Raw genomic sequence first — 24,785 nt, 5'->3', positions numbered from 1 at the left:
GATTCTTAAGGCTTTTGATCATTTTTCTGCTTGGGTAGAAGATAAACAACCAGCAGTAAAATGGCTAATACAATGGTATAGACATCCGCTACTTTATCGGCCTGATAATGATCACAGCCTTTCATCAAGAGACTGGCAAACACTGTACAAACGACAATACTCCAGTAATTCGTACGTATTCGCCACCGGGCCGCGCCCACGCTGAAATAAATCAGCTCAACCAGTAACAAACCGCCAGCGGCCACGGCCCAGAGCGATTCGATCAGTTTGGGGTTAGTACCGATGCCATCCTTGCGCGGCTCCCCCCCGATGTTGATCAGCAGCAGCAAGGCCAGCCCCGACAACGCCATGCCCGCCCAGTTCAGAAAACCGACCCGATTTGCCGGGGTAGCAGGTGACCCGACCCGGGCTGGACCTGTTATCGGCGGTTTTTCCAGTACCATCGCCGACCCCAAACCGGGCCGGATGGCACCCGGCAGCCCGGCTGTGGCTACTGTTTTTTCGGGGACGTCATACGCCCAGAGGTGCTGAAATGCCGGATCGCCCTTTCGGAACAGATGAATCTGGCCGCTGGCGTCTTTAAACAGCCCGCATTCGGTCAGCTCATCGTAATGAATAACGCCCCTCTGCATGAATAAATGATGTATTGACCCGAAAGCCGTAAAATTAACCAATCTCCCCGCAAATGCCATGAATTTTATACGGTCGGTCGGTGTACCTTTGTGAACTCCAAATTATCGTGATATGCCTGCGCGTTCCTACGGAAAATCTTCAAAGCGAACCCACCCGGATCGGACGAAAACCGATCAGAAGGAGGCCGTTCGTGCCAAAAAACACCTGGGTCAGCATTTTCTGAAAGATCTCAGCATTGCCGAACGCATTGCCAGCCTGCTGACCGGCCATACTAATTACAAAACCGTGCTGGAAATAGGCCCGGGCATGGGTGTCCTGACGCAATACCTGCTGAAAGACAACCTGCCGTACACCACGTACGTCGTTGAGATCGACACCGAATCCATCGTTTATCTGAATACCCATTTCCCGGCTTTACACGGCCGCATTCTGGAAGGGGATTTCCTGAAAATGGACTTATCGACCCGGTTTTTGGAGCCTTTTGCCATTATCGGTAACTTTCCGTATAACATTTCGTCCCAGATTTTATTTAACGTATTAGAACACCGCCAGCAGGTGCCGGAAGTGGTGTGCATGCTGCAACGGGAGGTTGCCCAGCGAATTGCTTCCCCGCCGGGCAACAAGGATTACGGTATTCTAAGCGTTTTATTACAGGCTTACTACGACATTCGCTACGAATTTACGGTTGACGCCCACGTGTTTTCGCCCCCACCCAACGTGCAGTCGGGGGTGATCAGCCTCCGCCGAAACAACGTAGTCGCGCTGCCCTGCGACGAAAAGAAATTTAAACAGGTGGTCAAACAGGGCTTCAACAACCGCCGGAAAACGCTCCGAAATGCCCTGAAGCCCTTAAACCCGCCGGAAGCGATGTTGTCGCACCCCCTGCTGGACAAACGCGCCGAACAACTCGGCGTAGCGGAATTTGTTGAACTCACATTGCTAATAATGAAAGAGGGATAGGCTGGATGGTTTTAGATGCTGGATGGTTCGGATGCTGGATGCTAGATAGTTTTAGATACTGGATGAATAGAAATATCCAGCATCCAGTATCTACTATCCAGTATCCAGTCTATCCAACATCCAGGCTATCCAGCATCTAATCCATCCAGCATCTACTCCATCCAGACCATCCAGTACATGACTTTCGAGCTAACCAAAGAATACGTAGAGCACATTCAGACGGCCATCGATGCGCAGGACGATACCACCCTGCGGGCAGAGATGGAGGAGCTGTATCCGGCGGATATTTCCGGAATCCTCTACGAACTGGATACCGAATCGGCGCGGTATCTGCTGGCGCTGCTCGACAAAAAAGTAGGGGCCGAAATCCTGGCCAACCTGGAAGTCATTGACCGGCAGGAGTTCCTCCAAAGCTTCACCTCGGCCGAACTGGCACATTACGTCGATGAGATGGATTCCGACGACGCCGTTGATTTGCTGAACGAGCAACCCATCCAGACCCGCGAAGAAGTCATTGCGCTGCTGGCCAACCGCGAACAGGCCCGGTTTATCCTCGACCTGCTGCATTACGACGAAGACGTAGCCGGTGGGTTGATGCAGAAGGAACTCATCAAAGTCAACCTCAACCTGACCGTCAATCAGTGCATCGAAGAAATCCGGCAGCAGGCTGAAAATGTGGAAAATGTCTATTCGGTTTATGTCATTGATGATGGCGACAAACTGGTGGGACGGGTCTCCCTGAAGAAAATCGTGCTGGCGCGCAAAAACGCTAAAATTGCCGACATTTATGAAGAGGATGTCATCTTTGTGGAAACCTACCGACCGGTGCAGGACGTGGCCGACGTCATGCAGCGGTATGACCTCGAGGCCGTGCCGGTCGTCAATGTTCAGGGGCGGCTTCTGGGTCAAATTACCATCGACGACGTCGTTGACGTGATCACCGAACAGGCCGAATTGGATATTCAGGCCATCACCGGTATTACCGGTGATGTGGAAGAAGAAGATGATACGGTCTGGAAACTCGTTGGTGCCCGTTTGCCCTGGCTGATTGCCGGAGCCGTCGGGAGCCTGCTGGCGGCCACCGTCATCAATACGTTCAACAGCCAGTTGAGCAAAATTGCGGCACTGGCGGCTTTCATTCCCATCATCGGTTCAACGGGCGGTAACGTCGGCATTCAGACCGCGTCGCTGATTGTGCAGAGTCTGGCCGAAAAATCCGGCCTGAGTGCGACCGTCGGCCAGCGGCTGGCCAAAATGGTGCTGGTTGCACTGATCAACGGCCTGATTATCGGTTCGCTGGCGGGCTCCTACTGCCTGCTCATCGGCGAACCCCGGCTGGTGCCGGTGGTGTCGCTGGCGCTGCTGGCGGTGGTCATGCTGGCGTCCCTGATGGGCACCATTACCCCCATCGCCCTCAACCGGTTTGGTATTAATCCGGCCATCGCGTCCGGCCCGTTCATTACCACCGTCAACGACCTGATCGGCATCGGCGTTTACTTCCTGATTGCCAGTTTATTATTGAGTATTTAACCGGTTTACGGTGTCCGGTTTACGGTATACGGTGCGGTTCCTGCCGGGACTACCGCACCAGCCATCGCCGACCAGCAACCAACGCCCCTACCGTAAACCGAAAACCGTATACCATAAACCGTACACTAATTGTGATTGCTGTCATTCAACGCGTTTCCGAAGCATCCGTTACCATTGAAGGCCAGGTGAAAGGCCGGATCGGGACCGGTTTTCTCATTTTGCTGGGCATTACCCATACCGACACCCGCGACGACCTGGAGTGGTTGAGCAAGAAGATTGTCGGGATGCGGATTTTTGGCGATGCCGAAGGGAAAATGAACCTCGACCTGAAAACCGTCGGGGGTTCGATCCTGCTCATCAGTCAGTTTACGCTGCACGCCAGCACGAAGAAAGGAAACCGCCCCTCGTTCATCGAAGCCGCCCGGCCCGAAGTGGCCATCCCCCTCTACGAACAGATGATTCAGCAACTTTCCGCCGACCTCGGCAAACCCGTCGAAACCGGGGAGTTTGGCGCCGACATGAAAGTTGCCCTGATCAACGACGGCCCGGTTACCATCCTCATCGATTCCCAAAACCGCATCTGACAGCCCCAACCGGATTCCATTAAATTCATTTGATTTTTTATCGCTTAAAATCATGATTTCTTAATGAATTTCACCACCCGGAAAAACCGGAAATTCTTTTTCTTCGCGTCCTCATTCCTACAACCCGCACAGGCCTACTGCTGACGACTGCCACCCACTTTTTTGTCAGTATTTCCCAGTCAACTATACCAATAGTTCATTATTTCCATTCGGCACCGAATGGAACGGGGACCCTAACGACCTCAAAAAGGCCAGTTTATATTTTTTTTCAAAAAAATTCAAAAAGACACTAAGGGTAAAATAGTGTAACAAAGTCTTTGATTTGTTTTACTTTTGATTAGCTCAATGACCAACTCTATTCATCGCTATCCGTTACCGTTAACCGACCGACCGGTGCTTCATGCCGAGCCGGAGGAATCAGCAACGCCAACGGTTTACGATAGCGAAACCTTCCTGCGAAAGACCTTCGAGAGCGAGCCCCGAAAAGGTTTTGAGTTGCTTTTCCGACAATATTACACACCTCTATGCAGTCATGCGGTCCGGTTTGTGTATTCCAAACAAATCGCCGAGGACCTGGTGAGTGAAGTTTTCTACCAGTTTTACCGCACCGAAGCTTTTCGGAAAGTCCATTCTTCGTATATCAGCTACCTGTTCACGGCGGTTCGGAACGAGGCTTATACGTACCTGCGCAAAGAGTTCGGCAAAACCGACTCACTCGACAACACAACCGAAACGCTGCTGACCAACCCGCATCTCCAGCCCGACGCCGAGGTACATTTCAATAACCTGTTTCTGGCCGTTAACGACGCCATCGGGCAGTTGCCAACGCAATGCCGCCGGGTTTTTCTGCTAAGCCGGTTTGAGAACAAAAAGTACGACGAGATCGCCCAGGAACTGCAAATCTCGGCCCGCACGGTCGAAGTCCACATGTCCAAAGCGCTCCGGCACCTTCGCCAGTCGCTACGCGGAGAGTGGCAGTTGCTCCTTGTTATGCTGTCTTTTTTTCTGCCCAACTAAGGAGAATAGGCATTCTCCGAGTCTGGTCCACAAACGTTAACAGAAGATGAAGCACCCCTTGGCAAAGCAGATCTTGTTTCGGTATCTGTCTGGGCAGGTCAATCCGATCGAACGCCAAACCGTGGAAGAATGGCTGAAAAATCCGGCCCATATTCCAACCTTCCACGAATGGCTCCTCGAATGGGAAACCCAGTCGCTGCAGTATGGTCCGGATGCCGAAACGGCTTTCGAGAAACTCAGCCACCGCATCAACCAGATCGACGCCCCCGCTCCGGCCGAATCCGACGAACCGGCGCCCGCGCCCAAACCGCTCTTTCCGTTTTTCGGTATGCTGACCGCTGCCGTCGTGCTGCTGGTGCTGGGCATTGGGTTAAGCCCGCTCCGAACCAACCTTCTCTACCGGACGTACCAAACGCTGGCCGGTCAGCATCTGACCATGACACTCGACGATGGCAGCCGGGTTTCCCTGAATGCCAGTTCGAAGTTGCAGGTTCCCCGGTTTGGTTTTTATGGCCCCACCCGCGAGGTGCTGCTCACCGGCGAAGCCACGTTTGACATCACGCACAAGCCCGATAACCAGCGCTTTATTGTCAAAACCTCCGACCAGTTTCAGGTCGAAGTGCTGGGTACCGAATTTACGGTTTATGCCCGCCAGCGCGGGACAAACGTGGTTCTCAACCGGGGCAAAATCCGGGTCGACTACGCCGATGGAGCCCAGAAACGCCAGTTGATGATGAAGCCCGGCGAACTCCTGACGGTCAACCAGCAGGGCAAAATTGAACTCCGCCCGTTGAATTCGACCACCACCGAAGCGGGTTCGAAAGAACACCTTTTCGTCTTTAACGGTACGTCGCTCTGGGAAATCTGTTACCTGCTCCGCGAGTATTTTGGTACTAAAATCGGAATTACCAACGACTCCCTGGCCCGACGCACCATCTCGGGCAACTTCAAAGCCAAAAACGCGGATGAGCTGCTCGAAACGCTATCCGAAGTTTTTAACCTCAAAGCCGAACCGAACGGCGACGTGATTTTACTGACTACTAACTGATTCTTTATCCAATTTCCATGAAAAAACCCGTACGAAACGCATGCCTCCTGGCGCTGCTCCTGACCAGCTGTCTGGTTCCGGGCTACAGCCAGACGCTGGCCTTTGCGAAACAAAAGCAACCGAGCTCGGACCGGACCATGCCGATGCAGCTCAAGAATGCGCTGCTCGATCTGCAACAGCATTACCAGATCGAGATTGTCTTTGAAGACAAACTCATGGCGGGAAAAACCGCTCCGATCAATAGCCTGAACTGGAATTATTCGGCCGAAAAAAATCTAAATACTCTCCTGAAAGGCAGCGGATTACACTTCCGGAAGACCCGCAAAAATACCTTTATCATTACCAGCGACCGGGTCGAAAAAGAAACCGCCCGGCCCCGGGAAGAATCGGGCCTGATTCAGCCTTCGCTGCCGTTCGGTCAACTCGTTGAACATGCCGGAACCGCCCCGAACCCAACGATTGCCGCCGTTGCAAAAGTAGCCCCGGCCGATGTTTCCATCGAAGGACGCGTGACCGATGGCGAAAAAGGGGAAGCGCTGCCCGGGGTCAGCGTGGTGATAAAAGGCTCACAGAAAGGAACGACGACGGACGCCGACGGATCTTACCGACTGGTGGTTCCGGCCACGGATGCCGTGGTGGTGTTTAGTTTTGTGGGGTACGAATCCCAGGAAGTGGTAGTCGGAAACCGCACCACCCTGAACGTTTCCCTGAAACCGGACACCAAAACCCTGAGCGAAATTGTGGTGGTTGGTTACGGTACGCAGAAAAAGGTCAACCTGACCGGTGCCGTTGATCAGGTGACGAGCGAAGTGCTCGACAACCGCTCGCTGCCGAACCTGACGCAGGGATTGCAGGGAACAATTCCGAACCTGAACCTGAAAATGGGCGACGGAAAACCGATTCAGTCACCCGCCTACAACATCCGGGGCACCACCTCCATCGGTCAGGGCGGGAGTGCGCTGGTGCTGATTGATGGCGTGGAAGGTGATCCAAGCCGGTTGAATCCCAACGACGTAGCCTCGGTTTCGGTCCTGAAAGATGCTGCTTCTGCCGCCATCTACGGCGCCCGGGGTGCCTTTGGTGTGGTGTTGATTACCACCAAAAGCCCCACGAAAGACCGGACGAGCGTGACGTATTCGCTGAACCATTCGATCAAAAGCCCGACCACAGTCCCGGATTTTGTGACCAACGGTTACGTGTTTGCCAAGATGTTCAACGAAGGTTGGTCGGCCTGGAACGATTATTCACAGACGCCCCAGAACGTAAACAAAACCGTACGGTTTTCGCCGGCGTACCTGGCCGAACTCGAGCGCCGGAACAACGACCCGAGCCTGCCCCGCACGGAAGTCGATCCGACAACGGGTGAGTACGTGTATTACCACAATACCGACTGGTACAAAGAACTGTACAAGAACAACACCAGCGCCACCGAGCACAACCTGTCGGTATCCGGCAGCAGCGGGAAGGCGGATTTTTACGTAACCGGGCGGTATTACAACCAGAACGGTTTGTTCCGCTACAACTCGGACGATTATAACATCCTGAGCTTGCGGGCCAAAGGTTCGGTCCAGGTGTTTCCGTGGCTGAAGGTGTCGAACAACGCCGACTATTCCTCCATGAAATACCACAATCCGCTGAACGTCGGGGAAGGCGGCAGCATCTGGCGGAACATTTCGGACGAAGGCCATAATATGTCGCCCATGTTCAACCCGGACGGAACCCTTTCGTATTCAGCCGCTTACACGGTTGGCGACTTCTGGTACGGCAAAAACGGCATCGATATGGACAAGCGGGTTTTCCGGAACACGGCCGACTTTGCGACCAGCTTTTTCAACGATCAGTTCCGGGTGAAAGGGAACTTCACCTTCCAGACCACCGACAACAACGAATACCGGACGCGGGTGCCGGTGCCCTACAGCCGCAAACCGGGCGTGATCGAGTACGTGGGAACCAACACCAACGACCTCCAGAACATTTACCGCGAAACGCTGTATACGGCCACGAACCTGTACGCCGAGTACGAGCCTAAAATCAACGAGAACCACTACGTCAAAGTGCTGGGTGGCTACAACTACGAAACCTCGAATTACCGCCGGCTGGAAGTGGTTCGGAACGGTCTGATTTACGAAGATGCCGACGACATCAACCTGGCGCTGGGCCAGGCCATTACCACGGGTGGCGGCCGCGAAACCTGGGCGATTGTGGGCGGTTTTTACCGGCTGAACTACGGTTTCAAAGACCGGTATCTGCTCGAAATAAACGGGCGCTATGATGGTTCGTCCAAATTCCCGTCGGGCCAGCGGTATGCGTTCTTCCCCTCGGTTTCGGCGGGCTGGCGCGTGACGAACGAACCCTTCTGGAAAGTGTCACCGAAGTTCATCAGCGAACTGAAAATCCGGGGTTCGTACGGATCGTTGGGCAACGGTACGATCGATTCGTACGCCTTCCAGGAGAAATTCTCGATTTCGCAGTCCGGCCGGATCCTGAATGGTGTGCGGCCGCAGAAAACCGGTCAGCCGAGCGTAATTCCTGACGGGCTGACCTGGGAGACGTCGACCACCTCCGACCTTGGGCTGGACCTCGGCATGCTGAATAACCGCCTGACGCTGAACGCCGATGCTTACATCCGGAAAACGACCGATATGTTTACGGTCGGGATGACGCTGCCCGCCGTATTCGGAACCGATGTACCGAAAGGAAACTACGCCGACCTGACCACCAAGGGCTGGGAAGCGGTGATGTCCTGGCGGGACAAAGCCAACGTGGGCGGTAAACCGTTCGGGTACGAAGTGCGCCTGACGATGGCGGACTACAAGGCCCGCATCGACAAGTACAACAACCCGAACCGACGGCTGAGCGACTATTACGCCGGTCAGACCGTGGGCGAAATCTGGGGTTACACCACCGAAGGCTTCTTTACCTCGGCCGATGACATCAAGAATTCGGCCAAACAAACCCTGTTCAAAGCGTCGAACACCAACCAGTTGCTGCCGGGCGACATCAAGTTTCGGGACATCAACGGCGACGGCGTGATCGATCCGGGCGACAACACGGTTGACAAACCGGGCGATCGCACCATTATCGGGAACTCGACGCCCCGGTACACCTACGGAATCATGCTGAACGCCGACTGGAATAACTTCTTCTTCTCGGCCTTCTTCCAGGGTGTGGGCAAACAGGACTGGTGGCCGGGTGCCGAAGCCGGCACGTTCTGGGGCCAGTACAACCGTCCGTATAACCGCCTGCCCACCTGGCACCTCGATAACATCTGGTCGGAAGACAATCCGAATGCCTACCTGCCCCGCTACCGCGGCTACGTAGCCCAAAACAGCGCGGGTGAACTGGCGCAGGCGCAGACCAGGTACCTGCAAAGCCTGGCCTACCTCCGGCTGAAGAACATTCAACTGGGGTATAACCTGCCCAAACTTCTGATCAGCAAAGCGGGCATGACCAGCGCCCGGGTGTTTGTGTCGGCGGAAAACATCTGGACCTGGTCTGCACTGTACAAACGGACGACGGATCTGGATGTGGAAAGCGCTACGGAATCCGACAGGGTGCTAACCAGTGGTACCAGCGGAAACGGACACAATTATCCGATTCTGCAGAGCTTCACGATGGGTCTGTCCGTTACTTTTTAATCTCACAATCAGCAACATCATGAAAGTACAACACATAGGATTATTACTGGCGGGCCTGGTTTTCGCGGGGTGTAGCGAACTCGAGCAGGTGCCGGAATCGACCGCTTCCAAAAATGCGGTTTTCAGCAGCGAGAAGGGGCTGGAACTCTACGCCAACTCGTTTTATGATAACTTACCTTCCGCCAACGACATCATCCGGAGCGACGAAATGGCCGATTTTTCGGCCCGGACGCAGGTGCCGGATTTCATTCGGGACGGTGCGTATGGCCCCCGTCAAAGCTCCGGCTGGTCGTGGACGGCCCTGCGGAACATCAACTATTTCATCGAAAATGCCACCAATCCGGCCATTCCGGTGGAGGTTCGGCGGCACTACATCGGGCTGGCCCGGTTTTTCCGCGCCTGGTTTTATTTCGATAAAGTAAAACGGTTTGGCGATGTTCCCTGGATCAACAAGGCGATGGGGGTAACCGACCAGGATCTGTACAAAGGCCGTGATCCGCGCGCGATGGTGATGGATTCGGTCCTGGCCGACCTGAACTATGCCACGCAGAACATCCGGACCACGTCCGACAACTCCCGTACGCTCATTACGAAGCACGTGGCAAACGGTTTCAAGTCGCGGGTGTGTCTGTTTGAAGGAACGTTCCGGAAATACCAGACGTCGTACAAGCTCGAAGGCACCGCCCAGCAGTGGCTGAACGAAGCCGTCACGGCGGCCGAAGCGGTGATGAAAGAAGGCGGTTTTACGCTGAACGAAGCGGGTGGCACCGATAAATCGTACCGGCAACTGTTCATCAACAAAACCCCGGTGACGAACGAAATCATGCTGTCGGCGGTAGTCGATCCGGCCCTGAGTGTTTTCAACGATGCCAACTGGTGGTGGACCAGCGCGACTTACGGTGCCCGCGTCAGCCTGACCCGTACGTTTGTCAACACCTACCTGAACCTCGACGGAACGCCGTTTACGAGTAAGCCGAATTACAAAACCCTGACGTTCATGGAGGAGGTCAAAGGACGCGACCGGCGGCTTGCGCAAACCATCCGGACCCCGGGCTATACCCGGGTCAACGGGGGCGCAGTCGAACCCGGCCCGCCGGTTTTCTCGTACACCTACACGGGGTATATGCCGATCAAATGGTCGCTGGATGACACCTATTTCGATGGTGGTACGCGTAACGACAACTCCATTTCGATCATGCGTTACGCCGAAATTTTGCTGAACTATGCGGAAGCCAAGGCGGAACTTGGTACCTTTACGGATGCCGACTGGGTCAAAACCGTCGGAGCGCTACGGAAACGGGCCGGCATCACGGGCGGGCTGACGGCCAAACCGGCAACCGTTGACCCGTACCTACAGGCCAACTATTTCCCCGGCATTTCGGACCCGGCACTGCTCGAAATCCGGCGCGAACGTGGCATCGAACTGGCCCTGGAAGGCTTCCGGTTTCCGGACCTGATTCGCTGGAAACGCGGGGAGCTGATGGAGCAGGTCTGGAACGGTTTTTACGTACCGGCCCTCGACACCCCACTGGACCTGAACGAAGACGGCAAAAACGACGTAGTATTCTACAAGGTTAGACCGGCGACGCAACTGGCGGGCGTCACGTACATCAACGTGGCCGAAACCGTCAACGGCGTTCCGAACCCGCAGCGGCTGTCGAACGATACGTCGGGCGAACTGACCTGGTTGAGCAATATCCCACGGAAGTGGAATGAAAAATATTACCTCTACCCCATCCCCGAAAACGATCGGCTGCTGAACCCGGCCATCGGTCAGAATCCGGGCTGGTAATAAGTAAAAGCGTTATTTCGCAGAGATAAGCGGAGGAAAAGGAGTTAAGCGGAGCCTCTGCTAACCTCTGATGGCCTCCGCTTAACTCTGCGATACCAGTTTAATTCAACTACAATCACATGAAGCTAACCCTCGTACTGCTGCTGACCACCCTTTTAATGACCCAGGAAGCCTTTTCCCAGAAAGACGCTCCCATCAACATTGCCACCTATAATCTGCGGATGAACACCAAAAACGACGGCATCAACGCCTGGCCCAACCGCAAGGAAAACGTCAAAGCTCTGATCCGTTACCATGAGTTCGACCTGTTCGGTACGCAGGAAGGCTTTCGCGGTCAGTTGGAAGACATTGCCGAACTGAACGAATTTGCGTTTCTGGGCGCGGGCCGCGACGACGGCAAACAGGCGGGTGAGCACTCAGCCATTTTCTACAAAAAGGACCGCTTCAAAGTGCTGCAGTCCGGCGACTTCTGGTTGAGCGAAACACCCGACAAACCGGGTAAAGGCTGGGATGCCACCTGCTGCAACCGCATCTGCTCCTGGGCGCACTTCCAGGATTTGAAGACCAAAAAGAAATTTTACTTCTTCAGCGTTCACTTCGACCACCAGGGCGTGGAAGCCCGTCGGCAATCGGGAAACCTGATGGTGCAGAAAATCAAGGAAATCGCGAAAGATGCCCCGGTAATTCTGGTTGGCGACCTGAACTCAACACCCGATACGGAGCAGGTCAAAACCATCGAAACACTCCTGAGCGATTCGTATAAGGCAACCGCCCAACCGCCCTACGGCCCCGTTGGCACCTTCAACGCGTTCAAACACGATGCTCCGATGACAGAACGGATCGATTATGTTTTCGTCAAAAAAGGCATCGATGTACTGAAATACGGCGTTTTGACCGACGCCAAAGACCGGCGGTATCCATCGGACCACCAGCCGGTTGTGATCAAAGCCGTTATCCGCTAACCTGGGGGCAGAACATTCTGCCCCTTTTTACAGCAGAACTAAACGTCTACGGCAATCCCTGGAAAGAGGCTGCATGGCCCCAATACCGGTTTTGCCGGACCGATAACAAAAACCGGGTTTTTCCCCGTCTGCGCGAAAACGCCAAAAATTGTTGGGTAATACTCGCGCAGACGGGGGAACAACCGGATCACACCCCGCCCGGAACTACGCTTTCCCGGTTTGAAACCCGGCGACCGTTGGTGTCTGCACGTCCGGCGCTGGCGCGAAGCCTACGAAGCGGGCGTTGCCCCGCCGGTTTTCGCCCCCTAAGGCCATAGCCATTGCTCCATAGGGCATAATTTCACCTAACGCCCTGGCTCCTTATAAAATCTCCGAAGACTGTTGAGAGGCTCTCGCTGGCGGGAAAGGCAAATCCATTGACGAGATCTGCCCCCAGTCGAGACTTCCCGGCAAACGCCAGGATGGACAGGCTAGCTGCGGCTGGCGGATTTTTTTCTTCAATCTGACTTTTATGAGACTGTGCAGGATCTGGGTCAGGGTCACAAAGTCAAAACGAAATAGTCCCTATTACCTGCTTTTGTAGGGCCCATGCACGGCTTTGATGGTAAAATTTTCCGAAGAGTCGTCCAATACATAAATGTCATACTGTCCGCCACCCGGGTGAACCCGCACCACAACGTGGCCCTGTCTACTTTTCATAGCGCTGATCCGTCTTTCGCTAATCACCGCCAGGGTTTCCTTCATGAGATTGGTGCTGAATATGTCCCTTTCACCAGGATAGACTTTCCCGTCTTCCAACATGCGCAGATAGGTACTGCTGTTTGGATGGCTTGCGCCCCAGGTCTGTATGACAATGACACAAGGCCGTACGGCCATCAGAAAGTTTTCGCCCATAGCATCATAGGCCGCATGGTGGTTCGCTTCGCACACTTCAACCGGACCGGTGACAATACCTGCCGGGGTTTCAATATTCTGCCATGCACCCACCGGAGCACTGGCGTGAACAAGATCACCGCCGTTGAAATAATCAAAATTCCCGTAAGAGATCCGGATGGCGGCACTGCATTGATTTTCGGTTGGATAGTCCTCTTTGGAGAGCTTTTCCAAAGGTGGGAAATGATTTCGGACGTTATCTCGTATCCCCGTCCATACCTGTCCATTGACAGCAATGTTCCTGATCTCGAATTCGGGGTATTGATCCGCTTTCTTAAGCAGCCTGAACTGCTGATTCGATCCTGCCTTAAACTGTTCAGCCGTTGCACCACGGGCAAGCTGACTCTTTACAAAGCTGATGTGGTTCTGCACATTTTTATTGTCGGTCATGGGCAGCGGCCAGTTGTAATTCGGCCAGCCACGATCTACAATTTTCCCGAAAGGGATATGGTCACCCACTTCGCTCATGCCCGACAGCAGGTAATTGCCTTTGGCGGACTTTTTCTTGCCGGGTTCCGCTGCTCCTATATGATCGTCGTGTAAATGCGTCGAAAGCACATAGTCTATTTTTTTCTCGGGCAACGGATGCATCATGCGAAGGATGTATCGGGAAATCCATTCGCCGGGAGTCCGGCTGTCGTTGGGACGCGGATCGGCGGTTTGGTTGCCTTTGGCGATCTCGCCGGCGTCGATCATCATCGTGGTACCGTCGGGCAGGATGGCAAATGCACATTCTCCCTTCCCGGTATTAATATGATGAATATCCAGGTAGCCGGCAGTCCAGTTGGGATAGGCATCGCCGACTTTACTTTGTGCGAATATTACTGTTTGGAAACCAACCAGCAATGCGGTCAAAAATGAATTCCGTAACGCCCTGTTTAACATAATCCTCAACCCGCTATCTGCTTTCATATCGGCCATGAATGGATTTGATGGTAAAATTTTCCGAAGTATCCTCCAATACATAAACTTCATAAGTGCCACCGCCGGGATATACCCTGACGACCGTATGGCCCTGCGTACTTTTTAGCTGACGCACCAAGGATGGGCCGAGAACCGTCCTGTTGACGTCAAAGAGATGAGACGTAAAGATGTCGCGTTCGCCGGGGTATATATTCTTCGCCACCATGGCCTTAAGCGCAATGGCGTCGGGATGGCTAAGGCCAAAACCCTGGATGACAAAAACCCGGGGAGAAACCGCCCGTACAAACTCGGCACTCATGGCATCTTTTCCGTGATGGTTCACTTCGCATACATCGACAGGACCGGTAGCCAAACCCACCGGCATCTCGATGTGTTTCCAGGTGCCAGGGGTGTGAGTGCGGATGATATCACCGCCGTTGAAATAATCAAACTTCCCGTAGGAGATCCGGATGGCGGCACTGCATGCGTTTTCTTCGGGATATTCTCCTTCTGGCACCTTGTCCAAAGGAGGGAAATGATGACGGGTATTGGTGTGGGTTCCGGTCCATACCTGTCCGTTGGCGGCAATGTTCCTGATTTCAAAACCGGGGTATTTGCCGGCCTGCCTGAGCAGTTTAAACTGCTGGTTGGAACCGACCTGAAACTGTTCTGCTTGTGCGCCGTTCGCCACCTGCCAATTTACAAACCGGATGTAGTTCTGCACGTCGGGGTCGTTGGACAGGGGACGGGGATAATTGTAATCCGGCCAGTTGCGGTCTATGATCTTTCCGAAAGGGATCAGAGTGCCTACTTCGGTAATACCCGTGAGGATAAAGTCTCCTTTACTGGATTTTCTGTCGCTGAGCTTCACATTCCCCATGTGGTCATCATGAAAATGTGACAGGAGAATGTAGTCTAGTTTTTTCTCGGACAACGGACGCATCATGCGGAGGATGTAACGCGATATCCACTCGCCGGTACTTCTGCTGCTGTTGGGTTTAAAGTTACGTTTATCCGTACCGGTTTCGCCGGCGTCGATCATCATCGTGGTGCCGTCGGGCAGAATGGCAAATACACATTCCCCTCGGCCTGTACTGATGTGATGAATATCCATATAACCCGCCGACCAGTCCGGAAATACGTCACCGGGTTTAACCTGGGCACTGGCGGCCATAGCCCAACAAACCAACAATGTAAGAAATGACACGTGTCGCAATTTCATAGCTGACAAGTTTTAGTATCTAAGGCTCACTGTCCAGTTTTTGCTCTTTGCAAGGCTTCGATCGCACTCTTTTTCGCCCGGGTTGCCGCCAATGAATATTTTTGCAGAGCTGGCACTTTTATGCAGGGTTGCGAACAAAGCATTCAGGGTCTCGGTTGTCAATTGATTATCGGAGCAAACCGACCATGTCAGCGCGGTATTTTTACTGAAATCCAGAGTTTTCAATCGATTTTCGTAGCAATCCAGTCGCCGCAGGGCGGTGTTCATGCTCAGGTCCAGACTCCTCAATTCATTCTGATAACAATTCAGCCATACCAGGGCCGTGTTTTTGCTAACATCCAGGGTCATTAACCGGTTACGATAGCAATACAATTCCGTTAGCATGGTGTTTTTGCTGATGTCCAGATTCGTTAGCTGATTACCATTGCACCACAACGTTTTGAGCGCAGGATTATGCCTTACGTTCAAATTCATTAATCGGTTGTCGCTGCAATCCAGCGCTGTCAGCTCGGTATTTTTGCTGACATCCAAATACGTCAGGCCAGCGCCTTGACAGTTCAGTGTTGTGATCCTGTCGCCATGAATAGTGATCGTACGAGCCGACGCACCTGAATACGTGTGGTCAATCTGTGAGACGGATTCTTTAAGGGTCAGGACTTCTTTCTTCGAACCATCGCCCCAGTCTACCGTTGCTGAGCCGGAGCCGGACCATTGAATACTGACCTTGCGGCCTTCCGTGATCATACTGATCTTGCTGGAGCCCGCGTTTTTTTCCTTAAACGAATCGGGATAGGAAACAAAGAACATCCGTTCGTTGCTGTGAGTAGGTTTCCATAAATCCAGTTCGCGGTTATTGTCGTATAGCTTTAAAATCCAGGAATCGAATTTTCGTTGCCCTTCATACAATTCAATCACCCGGGCCCCGGATCCGAGGTCACCATAAATCTGGCGGCCACTGGCCTGACCAAATGCCAGGCAAATATCATTTAAGCTGCCGATGTAATTATTGTTGTGCTCATGCCCGACAAACACCCCCATCACATCTTTCTTTTCCCCAAAAGCTGTAAATAAATTGGAAGGATTCTTCGGTTTGGAATGTAGCTTTTCGTAGGAAATTCCATAGGTGGTGCTTTTTCCCACAACATCCGAATATTCGGGAAAAGGGATATGAAAAAATGCCAGCGCGGGAAGCGGAGTTCCGTTATTTTGTTTGGTAAATGCAGCACTCTGCTCCTTGTACCATTGGACCTGGCTTTCATCCATCCATGCGGAAACGTCCGACTGCGGCCGCTCCTCGGAATCTAAAACATAACACACGGCCGCGGTCTTTTGCGACTTTGAAGATTGTATGGGCAGGACGTAATTCCCTTTTCCTGCGAGTTCTTTCGGCCCGCTGATGGTCAGGTTATAGGGCAAACCGACAATAACATTCATGGTCTGCTCCTTGTCCAGTTCATACTCCGCATCATGATTACCCAGCATGGCGGCCCAGGGGACTTTGGCATCAATCATCACCTGCGCGACTTTCAGCCATGCTTTTTTTCTGTTATCCGAGCCGACCACGTCGCCGGTAAGCATCACCAGGTCGGGTTTTTCTCTTTTAATAACCGTCCTCATCATCACCAGGACGCTATCCGAACGGTATGAATCATACTGTAAATGAATATCCGTGAACTGTACTATTTTAAACCTGGACCGGGCATTGAATTTCAATACCGGTTTTTCATCTGCCCTGGCCGATAAGAAGCCAACAATGCTGAGACTAATGATAAAAAGTATTCTTCTCATTGGGTTAGGAATAGTTAAACCTGCTGAAGAGTTCGTGCTAGCTTCATGGCTGAAGGTTGATTGAATGGATAGCGCAACTGACTGGTCAGTTGCGCTTCTTTTTGATCCAGTGAGTTGGAAGCCCGTCGTTTTACCCGCAACGCGGGTATTTTAAAGCAGGTTTTTATTGGTAGGATGCGTTTTGTTGCTGTTCAACGAGCGGTACAGGCCAATAATAATTGGAATAAGGCGGATTGACAGGGGAGAAACGGGCCGGATCCCGGTCGCCTATCCCCAATGGCAAGCGCAAGCCGATGAGATAATAATTGCGGTCGCCGTGCTCGCTGGCCATTTCCTTGATGCGCTCGTTGTGAATATCATTGGCTGTAATTTTGGCGGCCGTAATATCTTCCAGCCCTGCACGCTTTCTGACCACATTCAGGTCCTGTGCGGCCCCTTGCACATCTCCACTGGTAAAGCGGAGAATGGAACGGGTAAGGTAGACTTCAGCCAGACGAATCATGGGACGGTTGGAATAGCGACCATTCGACGAGCGGAAATATTTGTCGATCCATACCTCGGGCCGGGCCACCTTACAGGTTGCATTGGGGTCGCCACCCGGGACACCATATTGCTCATAACGCTTGTAGAGCTGCGTGTAACGCTTGTCTTTTTTCGCGTCGGGAACTTCGGCGAAATTCCCCTTCAGTCCGTCAGCCATCCATCCGACTTCTTTCAAAGCGGAGTAGGATAACGTGTAGGTGGAATAATCACCGCCCCTGTTATTGTTGTTATACAGGTTTTTGCCATAGATCCCCGGCGTCCTGTCAAACCGGGTACTCGGGCTCACGTAGGCCGTTTCCCAAATTACCTCTTTGGCATCCTGCGCGCCGGTACGGTTAAAGGCGGTAATCGGATCTTCGGAAAGGTTGTACAGGGAACTTGCCAGTATAAAGTCGCATTCGGCTTTGGCCTTTGCGTGTTGACCGGTGATAAAGTATACCCTGCTTAACATGCCCGAGGCCGCAAACTTGTTGGCACGCCCTTTTGGCTGGGTTTCTGTTGTGACATAGCTTTCTGGCAGTAAATCCTTTGCTTTTTCAAGATCGCTCTGGATTTGGGCCCATACTTCGGCAACACTCCCTAATTTAGGATTTTTCAATTCTTCCGCGGTCCGGACGTAGTCTGTCCGTAAGACGAAATGGCGGCTCTCATTGCTGCCGTTTGGATTGAAAGGAGGAGCATATATCCTGGCAAGGTACCAGTAGGCGACCGCACGCATAAAATACAACTCCCCTTTATAGCGTTTCACGCGCTCCCGGTCGGCATTCACCATTCCCTCAAAAGGATCCTTTCCGTCCCTTTCCGCGTCGTTCAGCATCTGCAAAGCCGCATTGTTATTGGTGATGATGTAATACAGAAATTTGAAAGTTTCAGCCACTTCCTTATCCGACGGCGCGGTTGCGTAGGTTCGATTATAATATTGCGTCGCATAATTATTACCCTGAATGGCCTCGGGCAACAAACGGGCAATATCCGACTGCCCGAAATCAATCATCGACAACGAGCCCATCGGGTTGAACCAGGGGTCGTTTGACAAATGAAGGTATCCTTCCCGGACCGCCAGTTCCAGTTCGGTTGCATTTTGCCAGGGGAACTGAATAGGTCTTTCCAGTTCGAAATATTTTTCACAGGAGCTTATCGAAAATATGGCAAAAAGGAGACAACAGGTCCTGATAATCTTGTTATATATTTTCATGATTTTTCCGGAGATAATAGGTTAAAATTTAGCGCTGACACCAACAGAGAAAACTCTGGACTGGGGCATCTCAAGAGCAAATACGACACTGCTTATGGAGCCATCATTGATCATCACCTCCGGATCATAGCCCGAGAACTTGGTGAACGTAAGCAAATTGGTCCCGCTCATATAAACGTAGAGGCCTTTTAGTCGCTTTCCTTCGGCAAATTTGGTCGGGATGTTGTAACCAAACTGAAGGTTTTTCAATCGCACATAATCTCCTTTTTCCAAATAGAGTGAATTGGGCGTGATATTCTCGCTGCCATACTGCACCTGGACATTGGAGGGATTCCCCTGGCTGTCATAATAATAGCTATTGCCATAGGTGGTCATAGGATATTTGGTAATATCCCCGGGTTTTCTCCAGGTGTCGGTCAGTATTTCCTTTGAAAGCGTCAACAATCCGGTATTGGGGGTCATCAGACTTTGTCTCAGCCTGTTATAGATGTAATGACCCGCTGCGAAATTCCAATACATGCCCAGATTAAATTCCTTATAGGTAATCTTGGTGTTGAACCCGCCGGTAATCTTCGGAATGGATGTTTTTCCGTCGAGAATCATTCTGTTAGCGGATTGATTGGTCGTGGTAGCTGGGATGATTGCTCCTGAACGGCGGGTAGAGCCGTCGGCCAGGGTTTCAATTCCATAAATCATGGGAATGCCCTTTTGGGGATCCACCCCCGCATAGTCGGCCATATACCAGTTGCCTAACGGAAGACCTGTTTTGATGATTTCGCGTACGGTTTCGGCGGGGAGAATGCCCGCTCCCGTCTTATCCAATTCGGGGGTCAGTGCCAATACCTTATTCCGGTTGGTAGCGATATTGCCGCCAACTTTCCATTGAAAGTCCTTTTTGGAAATAAGCACAGCATCAATATCGAACTCCAATCCATAGTTTTTCATGTCCCCGATATTCTGCCAGATCGAATTACTTTGCTGTATCCCTGCTGACAGCGGGACGGCAGCTTTAAGCAGCATATCGCTGACATTTTTGGTATACCAGGCTACCGAGCCGTTGATCTTGTTTTGGAAGAGTCCGAAGTCGAAACCAAAGTCAATCGTGCTGGTCGTTTCCCATTTGATATTCCGGTTGCCTATGTTCGTAAGCATCTTGGAGTTGGACAATTGCAGCGTCCCCTCCCCGGTCCGGTTATTCCAAATATCTGCCGTGATACCCGTTGGGATATTGGTGTTACCGGTCTGCCCATAACTCCCCCTTAATTTCAAAAAATTGATGGCCTCAATAGAAAAGAACTTTTCCTCTGAGATCACCCAGCCAAGCGATCCTGACAGGAAAGTAGCCCAACGGTTTTCGTTAATGAATTTGGAAATTCCGTCGCGTCGCATGCTGAACCCGGCGTAGTACTTTCCCTTAAAATTATAATTGGCTCTCCCGAAAAAACCCATCAAATACATCTCGTCATCCAGGCCGCTAGTGCCAGAAAGTGTAGCGGGCGTGCCGATCTCATGAAAGGGGCCGACCAATCCGATCCCCGTTAGGTTTGTCATATGAGCGCGCGAACGAGTGCCTTCCGCTCCGGCCACCAGATTCAAATTGTGTTCCTGGAAAGAAGCATCATAATTAAAATAGGTGTTATAGTTCAAGGTTGAAGACGTAATCTTGCCTTCCTGCGCGCGGCTTCCCAAAATGCGGACCTTTTCACTAATCCACGATAGTGCGTGGCTATTGATGTAGTTCATTCCCAAATCGCCATGCAGGGAAAGGCCCTTGAGCGGCAGCTGCAAATCGGCGGTCAGTCCTGTCAGCAGGTTCAGGGCTTTCAGGTTGTTCTCCGAATGCTTTGGATCCATGCTGGCAAGCGGATTAACCATCGATTGCGGGTTCCAGTATCCATTGACCCCGTTGGGGTCGTATACTTTATACCAGGGAAGTGCATTGGAGTTTATTTGTCCCCAGCCCCCGGCCCCCTGCTTCCCGTCGCCTGAGCTGATACGGTTATTATCCGTGTAGGAAGCCAGCATTCTGTACCCTAAGGACAAGGTATTGAACACCTTATGCTTGATATTGAAGTTACCGGAAAGGGTTTGCATATCGCCGAACTTGAGATTGCTGTTGTCTTTCCGGTAATTCAGCGACAGGTATGAGTTGGTCTTTTCCGAACCATTGCTTGCCGATATCCGCACGTCGGAATAACTTCCCAGGCGACTGATCTGGTCAGCCCACCGGGTGTTTGTGTTCATGGCATCTTCCCTTGTCATACTGGCCTGGTACGTATCAAGCTGACCGAGGCTCTGAACGGGCTCATACACTCCCGATAACCGGCTGTTTGCCCGCACTAGATCCATGATCTCGACAAACTCCCGGCCTGAGGCAATACCGACATTTGTATTCGTCCAGTTGCTGACGCCCGTCCGAACATCCACGTCAAAAGTGCTTTTTCCGGCTTTTCCGCTCTTGGTCGTAACGACAATGACCCCGTTGGAACCCCGTGAGCCGTAGATGGAAGTGGCCGCAGCATCCTTAAGTACTTGCATCGACTCAATATCCGACGGATCAATCATCGATAAAACATTCTGATTAGTAGATCCGTTGAAATCCGAGCCAATCGATCCCGTCACAATGGGTATTCCATCGACAATCCACAGTGGGTCCGTATTTGATGAGATGGAATTGATACCGCGGATTTTCACCTGCACGGGAGCTCCGGGCACACCCGACGAGGTCACCATAACCCCCGATGCCATTCCCTGTAGTGCTGCATCCATGGATGTGGGGGTGAGTTTCTGAAGGTCGTCCGATTTTATCGTAGCTACCGACCCCAGGATATCTCTTTTTTTCATGGAACCGTACCCCATTACCACCACTTCCTCCAGTACTTTTTCGCCAACTTTCAGCGCTATTTCTAACGATTCTCGGTTTCCTACAGTCACTTCCTGAGAAATATAGCCCACAAAAGAAAACACTAAAACCGTATTCTCATTCTGGATTGTCATGGAAAAAGCGCCGTTGGCATCGGTGACCGTGCCCTGTTGCGTCCCTTTCACAACAATGCTTACACCGGGTAACGCTTCGCCTTTCTCATCCTTCACATAGCCGGTTACCGTCCGAACATTTTCTTCTAGTTCCGGAAACCGGGCCGGGCTGCTGGGGTTCGATTCCAGCTTGCCCTGGTCGTTTTGGGGATCGCCTGCACGGGTCAAAATAATCTGGTTATTGTTGAGAACCCTATAGTATATACGTCTGGGTACCAACACCTGTTTCAGGACATTATCGATCGTTTCGTTTTGGATCGTTAGATTCAGTTTTTCGTTCGATTCAATAACGCCTTTCTGGTACGAAAACACGACATCCACCTGCTTTTCGAGGCTGTGCAGAAAGGAGCGGAGATTGCTGTTTTTCAGCGTTAAATTAACCCGCTCCTTGAGCAACTCCTGGGCAGCAGTGGGGTAAGCTAACGTATTACCGATTAGCAACACCACAAGAATGAGTTGAGCAAAGATGATTTTCATGAGTGTGAAACCCTTTTTTTTAGTAAAAGCTTTTGACATACTTTTGACTGTTTTGTTTTTATCAGACAAATCAATTTCTTCCGGCACTAAGCCAGTGCCAGGTGGGTTCGGGAAAAGAGGTGCCCCCTTCTTCTCTTTTTATAATTGGGTTTATCGACTTTAAAGCATGCGTGTTAAGGGTTAGGATTTAATGAGATCGAGAGTAATTACTGGCAACCCGCAGACTCAATGACGAACTGGGCATCCATTTCTTTATAGGTAGCCCCAATCGTTTGACAAATTACCTCCAGTTGGTCGGTTAGTGGCTGCATCCTCAGGGTGGTTGTAATAATGCATTTTGAGAGCAGCTCCTCATCATACAAAATGCGTACACCGTAGCGCTTCTCCAGGGCCTGCAACACCGTTGCCGCCGGTACGTCCTCAAAATACCGCTTTTCACCTGCGGCTACCGACTGAATGGGCAGGGGGTCGGCCACCAGGTGCTTCGAAAGACGTTCCGTCTCTCTGTTAAAGATAACCTGCTGATTGGGAAACAGAATGAGAGACTGGCTTTCTTCGCTTACTAAGCGTATCGGTTTTTGATTGTAGACGGATACCCGCCCTGTCCGTACTTTCACTTGAACTTGTTCTTCATTATCAAAGGCTTTGATGTCAAAACTCGTCCCCAACACTTTGGTCACCAGTTCATTGGAATAGACGTAGAATGGTTTTTTAGGATTGTGGGTAATTTGGAAAAATGCCTCTCCACTTAAAAAGGTTTCCCGCGCTTTGGCCGTAAAGTGCGCCGGATAGCTAAACCGGCTATTTTTTTTCAGGTAGACAATGCTGCTATCTTCCAGAATGATTTTCAGCGGTGTGTCGTTGAAATTCACCTTTTCGATGAGGGTATTTTTTTCGGAGGCTTTGGCTACTAGCTTGGTGTACGTCGTCTTTGATGTAGCGAAACCAACCCATAGCCATCCTGTAACCAATGCCGCTGCCATGCCTGCCCCCAAGGCTTTGAGCCAATATCGTTTCTTAGGCAATCCGAAATGCAGATCCGCATCAATCGTATTTTCACGGATTCGTTTCCAGGTTTGCTCTTCATTGACGGGTAAGGTCCGGTTCTCCTCAGCCTGTTGCAGTTCTTGAATAAGTTGAATCGCCTGCCTGATTAGCGCTTGCTTGGTCGGATGGGCCGCCATCACCTGCTGCCAGTAATCATCCTGCTCGTTGTGCACTGCCCACCGGATAAACGAATCGTCGTTTAGCAAATCCTGCAAGGTAAAATCATTGTACAGCATATCAACCTATTTGGCCCTTCTACTATACACAGTCACGTTTTTGAAAAAATTAACCAGTGGACTTGAAATATTTTTTCTTTTTTTGAGCAATGCCTTCTAAAAGGCAAGAAAATGGCGATAACGTTCTGAACGTAAAGCCTACATCCAGAAAGCCTGCTTTCAAAGCACTCAGATCCGTTCTCCGATTTGAAATGGGTATTACTGAGTCAGTGAATGCAGAAATGGAAGCCCCAGAGAAAAGATTCCTTTTAACGTTAGTCGTAACATCGAATACGCTTTGAAGAGAAGGTTACTGACGACCTGTTTGGTAACACCCATCAGCTCGGCGGCCTGATCCAGACTCATCCCATGATAAAAACGGAGATTGATGGCTTCCTGCTGCCGGGGACTTAATCGGGAAATCGCAGCCTGTATTTGGCGGGAACGATCCAGGAGCGTTTCCTGTTCGACAGCCTGCTGTTCATCAGAAAGCGAGACTAAGTAATCCAGAAAATCATCGATATCTTCAGCATCATCAAATAGATCGTTCCGGAAATTTCGGCTTAGTTGATTGCGCAGCGCCCGTAGTAAATAGAATTTAGGCTCTTTCAGAGAGGCAAATTGAACTTTCCGATGCCAGAGATACGTAAACAGATCCTGAATAGCATCTTCCAGCAAAAGCGGGTCCGATGTAAATCGTGAGCCATAGTTGACCAGTATTTTAAAATAATGCTGATAAAGCATTTCAAATGCCTTTTGATCTCCTCTTCCCAGAGACTCCCAAAGGGCGATCTCATTGTACTTGTTGACAGAACTCATGGAAGGCATATAAAGGATCAAAATTTTGAGTACAAGTATAAAGGCTCGACAAATTTAACGAAAATGGGATGCGCACTGAATAGTATCCGCCTTCGGTTAGTCGAAGCACTACGGTTTGGTTCGTTCTTCGAAGGTACTACTAATTGGTTAATCTCAGCGCCCGAACCGGAACCTCGAGCGGTTTTCCCGTGGTCGGCCGGAAGGCCAACCCACTGAGTCCAGCCAGGGCGGTGGTCTTCAAAATTGACGACGGTCGATCAGCATGCGTTATTTTTTGATAAAAGAAAGATGGTAATGTTTATCCATCTACTGACGTAGGTAAATCACTCTTTAGTTACAGGCAGCCACCAGGCAGCGATTTTGTCGGCCGGGCATCGTTTTCCAAACCCGTATTTCTTCTGCTATCGTTAACAAATGATCAAAAATCCGGATGAAATGTGAAA

The 24,785-nt window shown here is 51.5% G+C and carries 16 protein-coding genes and 1 pseudogene; 9 read left to right on the top strand and 8 right to left on the bottom strand.

What is annotated here, in order from left to right:
• Positions 1–5: 5 nt before the first annotated feature.
• Positions 6–632: a hypothetical protein gene (locus tag ACFPMF_RS17785; RefSeq protein WP_379847764.1), complete on the bottom strand. Its 627-nt coding sequence runs from the start codon at positions 630–632 to the stop codon at positions 6–8.
• Between the two features lie 112 nt (positions 633–744).
• Between ACFPMF_RS17785 and rsmA the strand changes: the two genes are divergently transcribed.
• From rsmA to ACFPMF_RS17740, 9 genes and pseudogenes are all read left to right on the top strand, one after another.
• Entirely contained in the window at positions 745–1,593 is an 849-nt protein-coding gene (rsmA, locus tag ACFPMF_RS17780; RefSeq protein WP_379847761.1) for a 16S rRNA (adenine(1518)-N(6)/adenine(1519)-N(6))-dimethyltransferase RsmA, read from the top strand.
• Between the two features lie 177 nt (positions 1,594–1,770).
• The gene (gene mgtE / locus ACFPMF_RS17775; protein WP_379847759.1) at positions 1,771–3,123 is read left to right on the top strand and encodes a magnesium transporter; all 1,353 of its coding nucleotides are present in this window, start codon (positions 1,771–1,773) and stop codon (positions 3,121–3,123) included.
• A 131-nt stretch (positions 3,124–3,254) separates the two neighbouring features.
• Entirely contained in the window at positions 3,255–3,707 is a 453-nt protein-coding gene (gene dtd, locus ACFPMF_RS17770) for a D-aminoacyl-tRNA deacylase (RefSeq protein WP_379847755.1), read from the top strand.
• Positions 3,708–4,052: 345 nt separating this feature from the next.
• Positions 4,053–4,724: an RNA polymerase sigma-70 factor gene (locus tag ACFPMF_RS17765; RefSeq protein WP_379847752.1), complete on the top strand. Its 672-nt coding sequence runs from the start codon at positions 4,053–4,055 to the stop codon at positions 4,722–4,724.
• 46 nt (positions 4,725–4,770) lie between these two features.
• Positions 4,771–5,772, top strand: a complete 1,002-nt coding sequence (locus ACFPMF_RS17760) for a FecR domain-containing protein (protein ID WP_379847748.1) — start codon at positions 4,771–4,773, stop codon at positions 5,770–5,772.
• Between the two features lie 17 nt (positions 5,773–5,789).
• Complete coding sequence (locus ACFPMF_RS17755; RefSeq protein WP_379847745.1) at positions 5,790–9,410, top strand: SusC/RagA family TonB-linked outer membrane protein; 3,621 nt, start codon at positions 5,790–5,792, stop codon at positions 9,408–9,410.
• Between the two features lie 19 nt (positions 9,411–9,429).
• Positions 9,430–11,202, top strand: a complete 1,773-nt coding sequence (locus ACFPMF_RS17750) for a RagB/SusD family nutrient uptake outer membrane protein (RefSeq protein WP_379847742.1) — start codon at positions 9,430–9,432, stop codon at positions 11,200–11,202.
• Between the two features lie 119 nt (positions 11,203–11,321).
• The gene (locus tag ACFPMF_RS17745; RefSeq protein ID WP_379847739.1) at positions 11,322–12,164 is read left to right on the top strand and encodes an endonuclease/exonuclease/phosphatase family protein; all 843 of its coding nucleotides are present in this window, start codon (positions 11,322–11,324) and stop codon (positions 12,162–12,164) included.
• Positions 12,165–12,335: 171 nt separating this feature from the next.
• A pseudogene (locus ACFPMF_RS17740) lies at positions 12,336–12,473 on the top strand (DUF2237 family protein); the annotation flags it as partial.
• A gap of 258 nt (positions 12,474–12,731) precedes the next feature.
• On the opposite strand, the gene ACFPMF_RS17735 reads toward ACFPMF_RS17740, so the two are convergent.
• The 7 genes from ACFPMF_RS17735 to ACFPMF_RS17705 all read right to left on the bottom strand — a co-directional run bounded on the left by ACFPMF_RS17735 (position 12,732) and on the right by ACFPMF_RS17705 (position 24,342).
• Complete coding sequence (locus ACFPMF_RS17735) at positions 12,732–14,009, bottom strand: ComEC/Rec2 family competence protein (protein ID WP_379847736.1); 1,278 nt, start codon at positions 14,007–14,009, stop codon at positions 12,732–12,734.
• Entirely contained in the window at positions 13,996–15,222 is a 1,227-nt protein-coding gene (locus tag ACFPMF_RS17730) for a ComEC/Rec2 family competence protein (protein ID WP_379847733.1), read from the bottom strand. Before ACFPMF_RS17730 ends, ACFPMF_RS17735 begins: the two co-directional genes overlap by 14 nt.
• A 12-nt stretch (positions 15,223–15,234) precedes the next feature.
• Positions 15,235–17,010, bottom strand: a complete 1,776-nt coding sequence (locus ACFPMF_RS17725) for a metallophosphoesterase (RefSeq protein ID WP_379847730.1) — start codon at positions 17,008–17,010, stop codon at positions 15,235–15,237.
• Positions 17,011–17,173: 163 nt separating this feature from the next.
• The gene (locus ACFPMF_RS17720; RefSeq protein WP_379847727.1) at positions 17,174–18,748 is read right to left on the bottom strand and encodes a RagB/SusD family nutrient uptake outer membrane protein; all 1,575 of its coding nucleotides are present in this window, start codon (positions 18,746–18,748) and stop codon (positions 17,174–17,176) included.
• Positions 18,749–18,769: 21 nt separating this feature from the next.
• Positions 18,770–22,300 carry a SusC/RagA family TonB-linked outer membrane protein gene (locus ACFPMF_RS17715; protein ID WP_379847724.1) on the bottom strand — a complete coding sequence of 1,177 codons (3,531 nt, stop codon included), beginning with the start codon at positions 22,298–22,300 and terminating at the stop codon, positions 18,770–18,772.
• A 167-nt stretch (positions 22,301–22,467) separates the two neighbouring features.
• The gene (locus ACFPMF_RS17710) at positions 22,468–23,544 is read right to left on the bottom strand and encodes a FecR family protein (RefSeq protein WP_379847720.1); all 1,077 of its coding nucleotides are present in this window, start codon (positions 23,542–23,544) and stop codon (positions 22,468–22,470) included.
• 198 nt (positions 23,545–23,742) lie between these two features.
• Entirely contained in the window at positions 23,743–24,342 is a 600-nt protein-coding gene (locus tag ACFPMF_RS17705; RefSeq protein WP_379847717.1) for an RNA polymerase sigma factor, read from the bottom strand.
• Positions 24,343–24,785: the final 443 nt, after the last annotated feature.

Origin of the sequence: Larkinella bovis (assembly GCF_042655385.1) — a bacterium.
GTDB lineage: Bacteria > Bacteroidota > Bacteroidia > Cytophagales > Spirosomataceae > Larkinella > Larkinella bovis.
The sequence above is the reverse complement of the archived record's forward strand: the minus strand, read 5'-3'. Positions and strand labels throughout refer to the sequence as shown.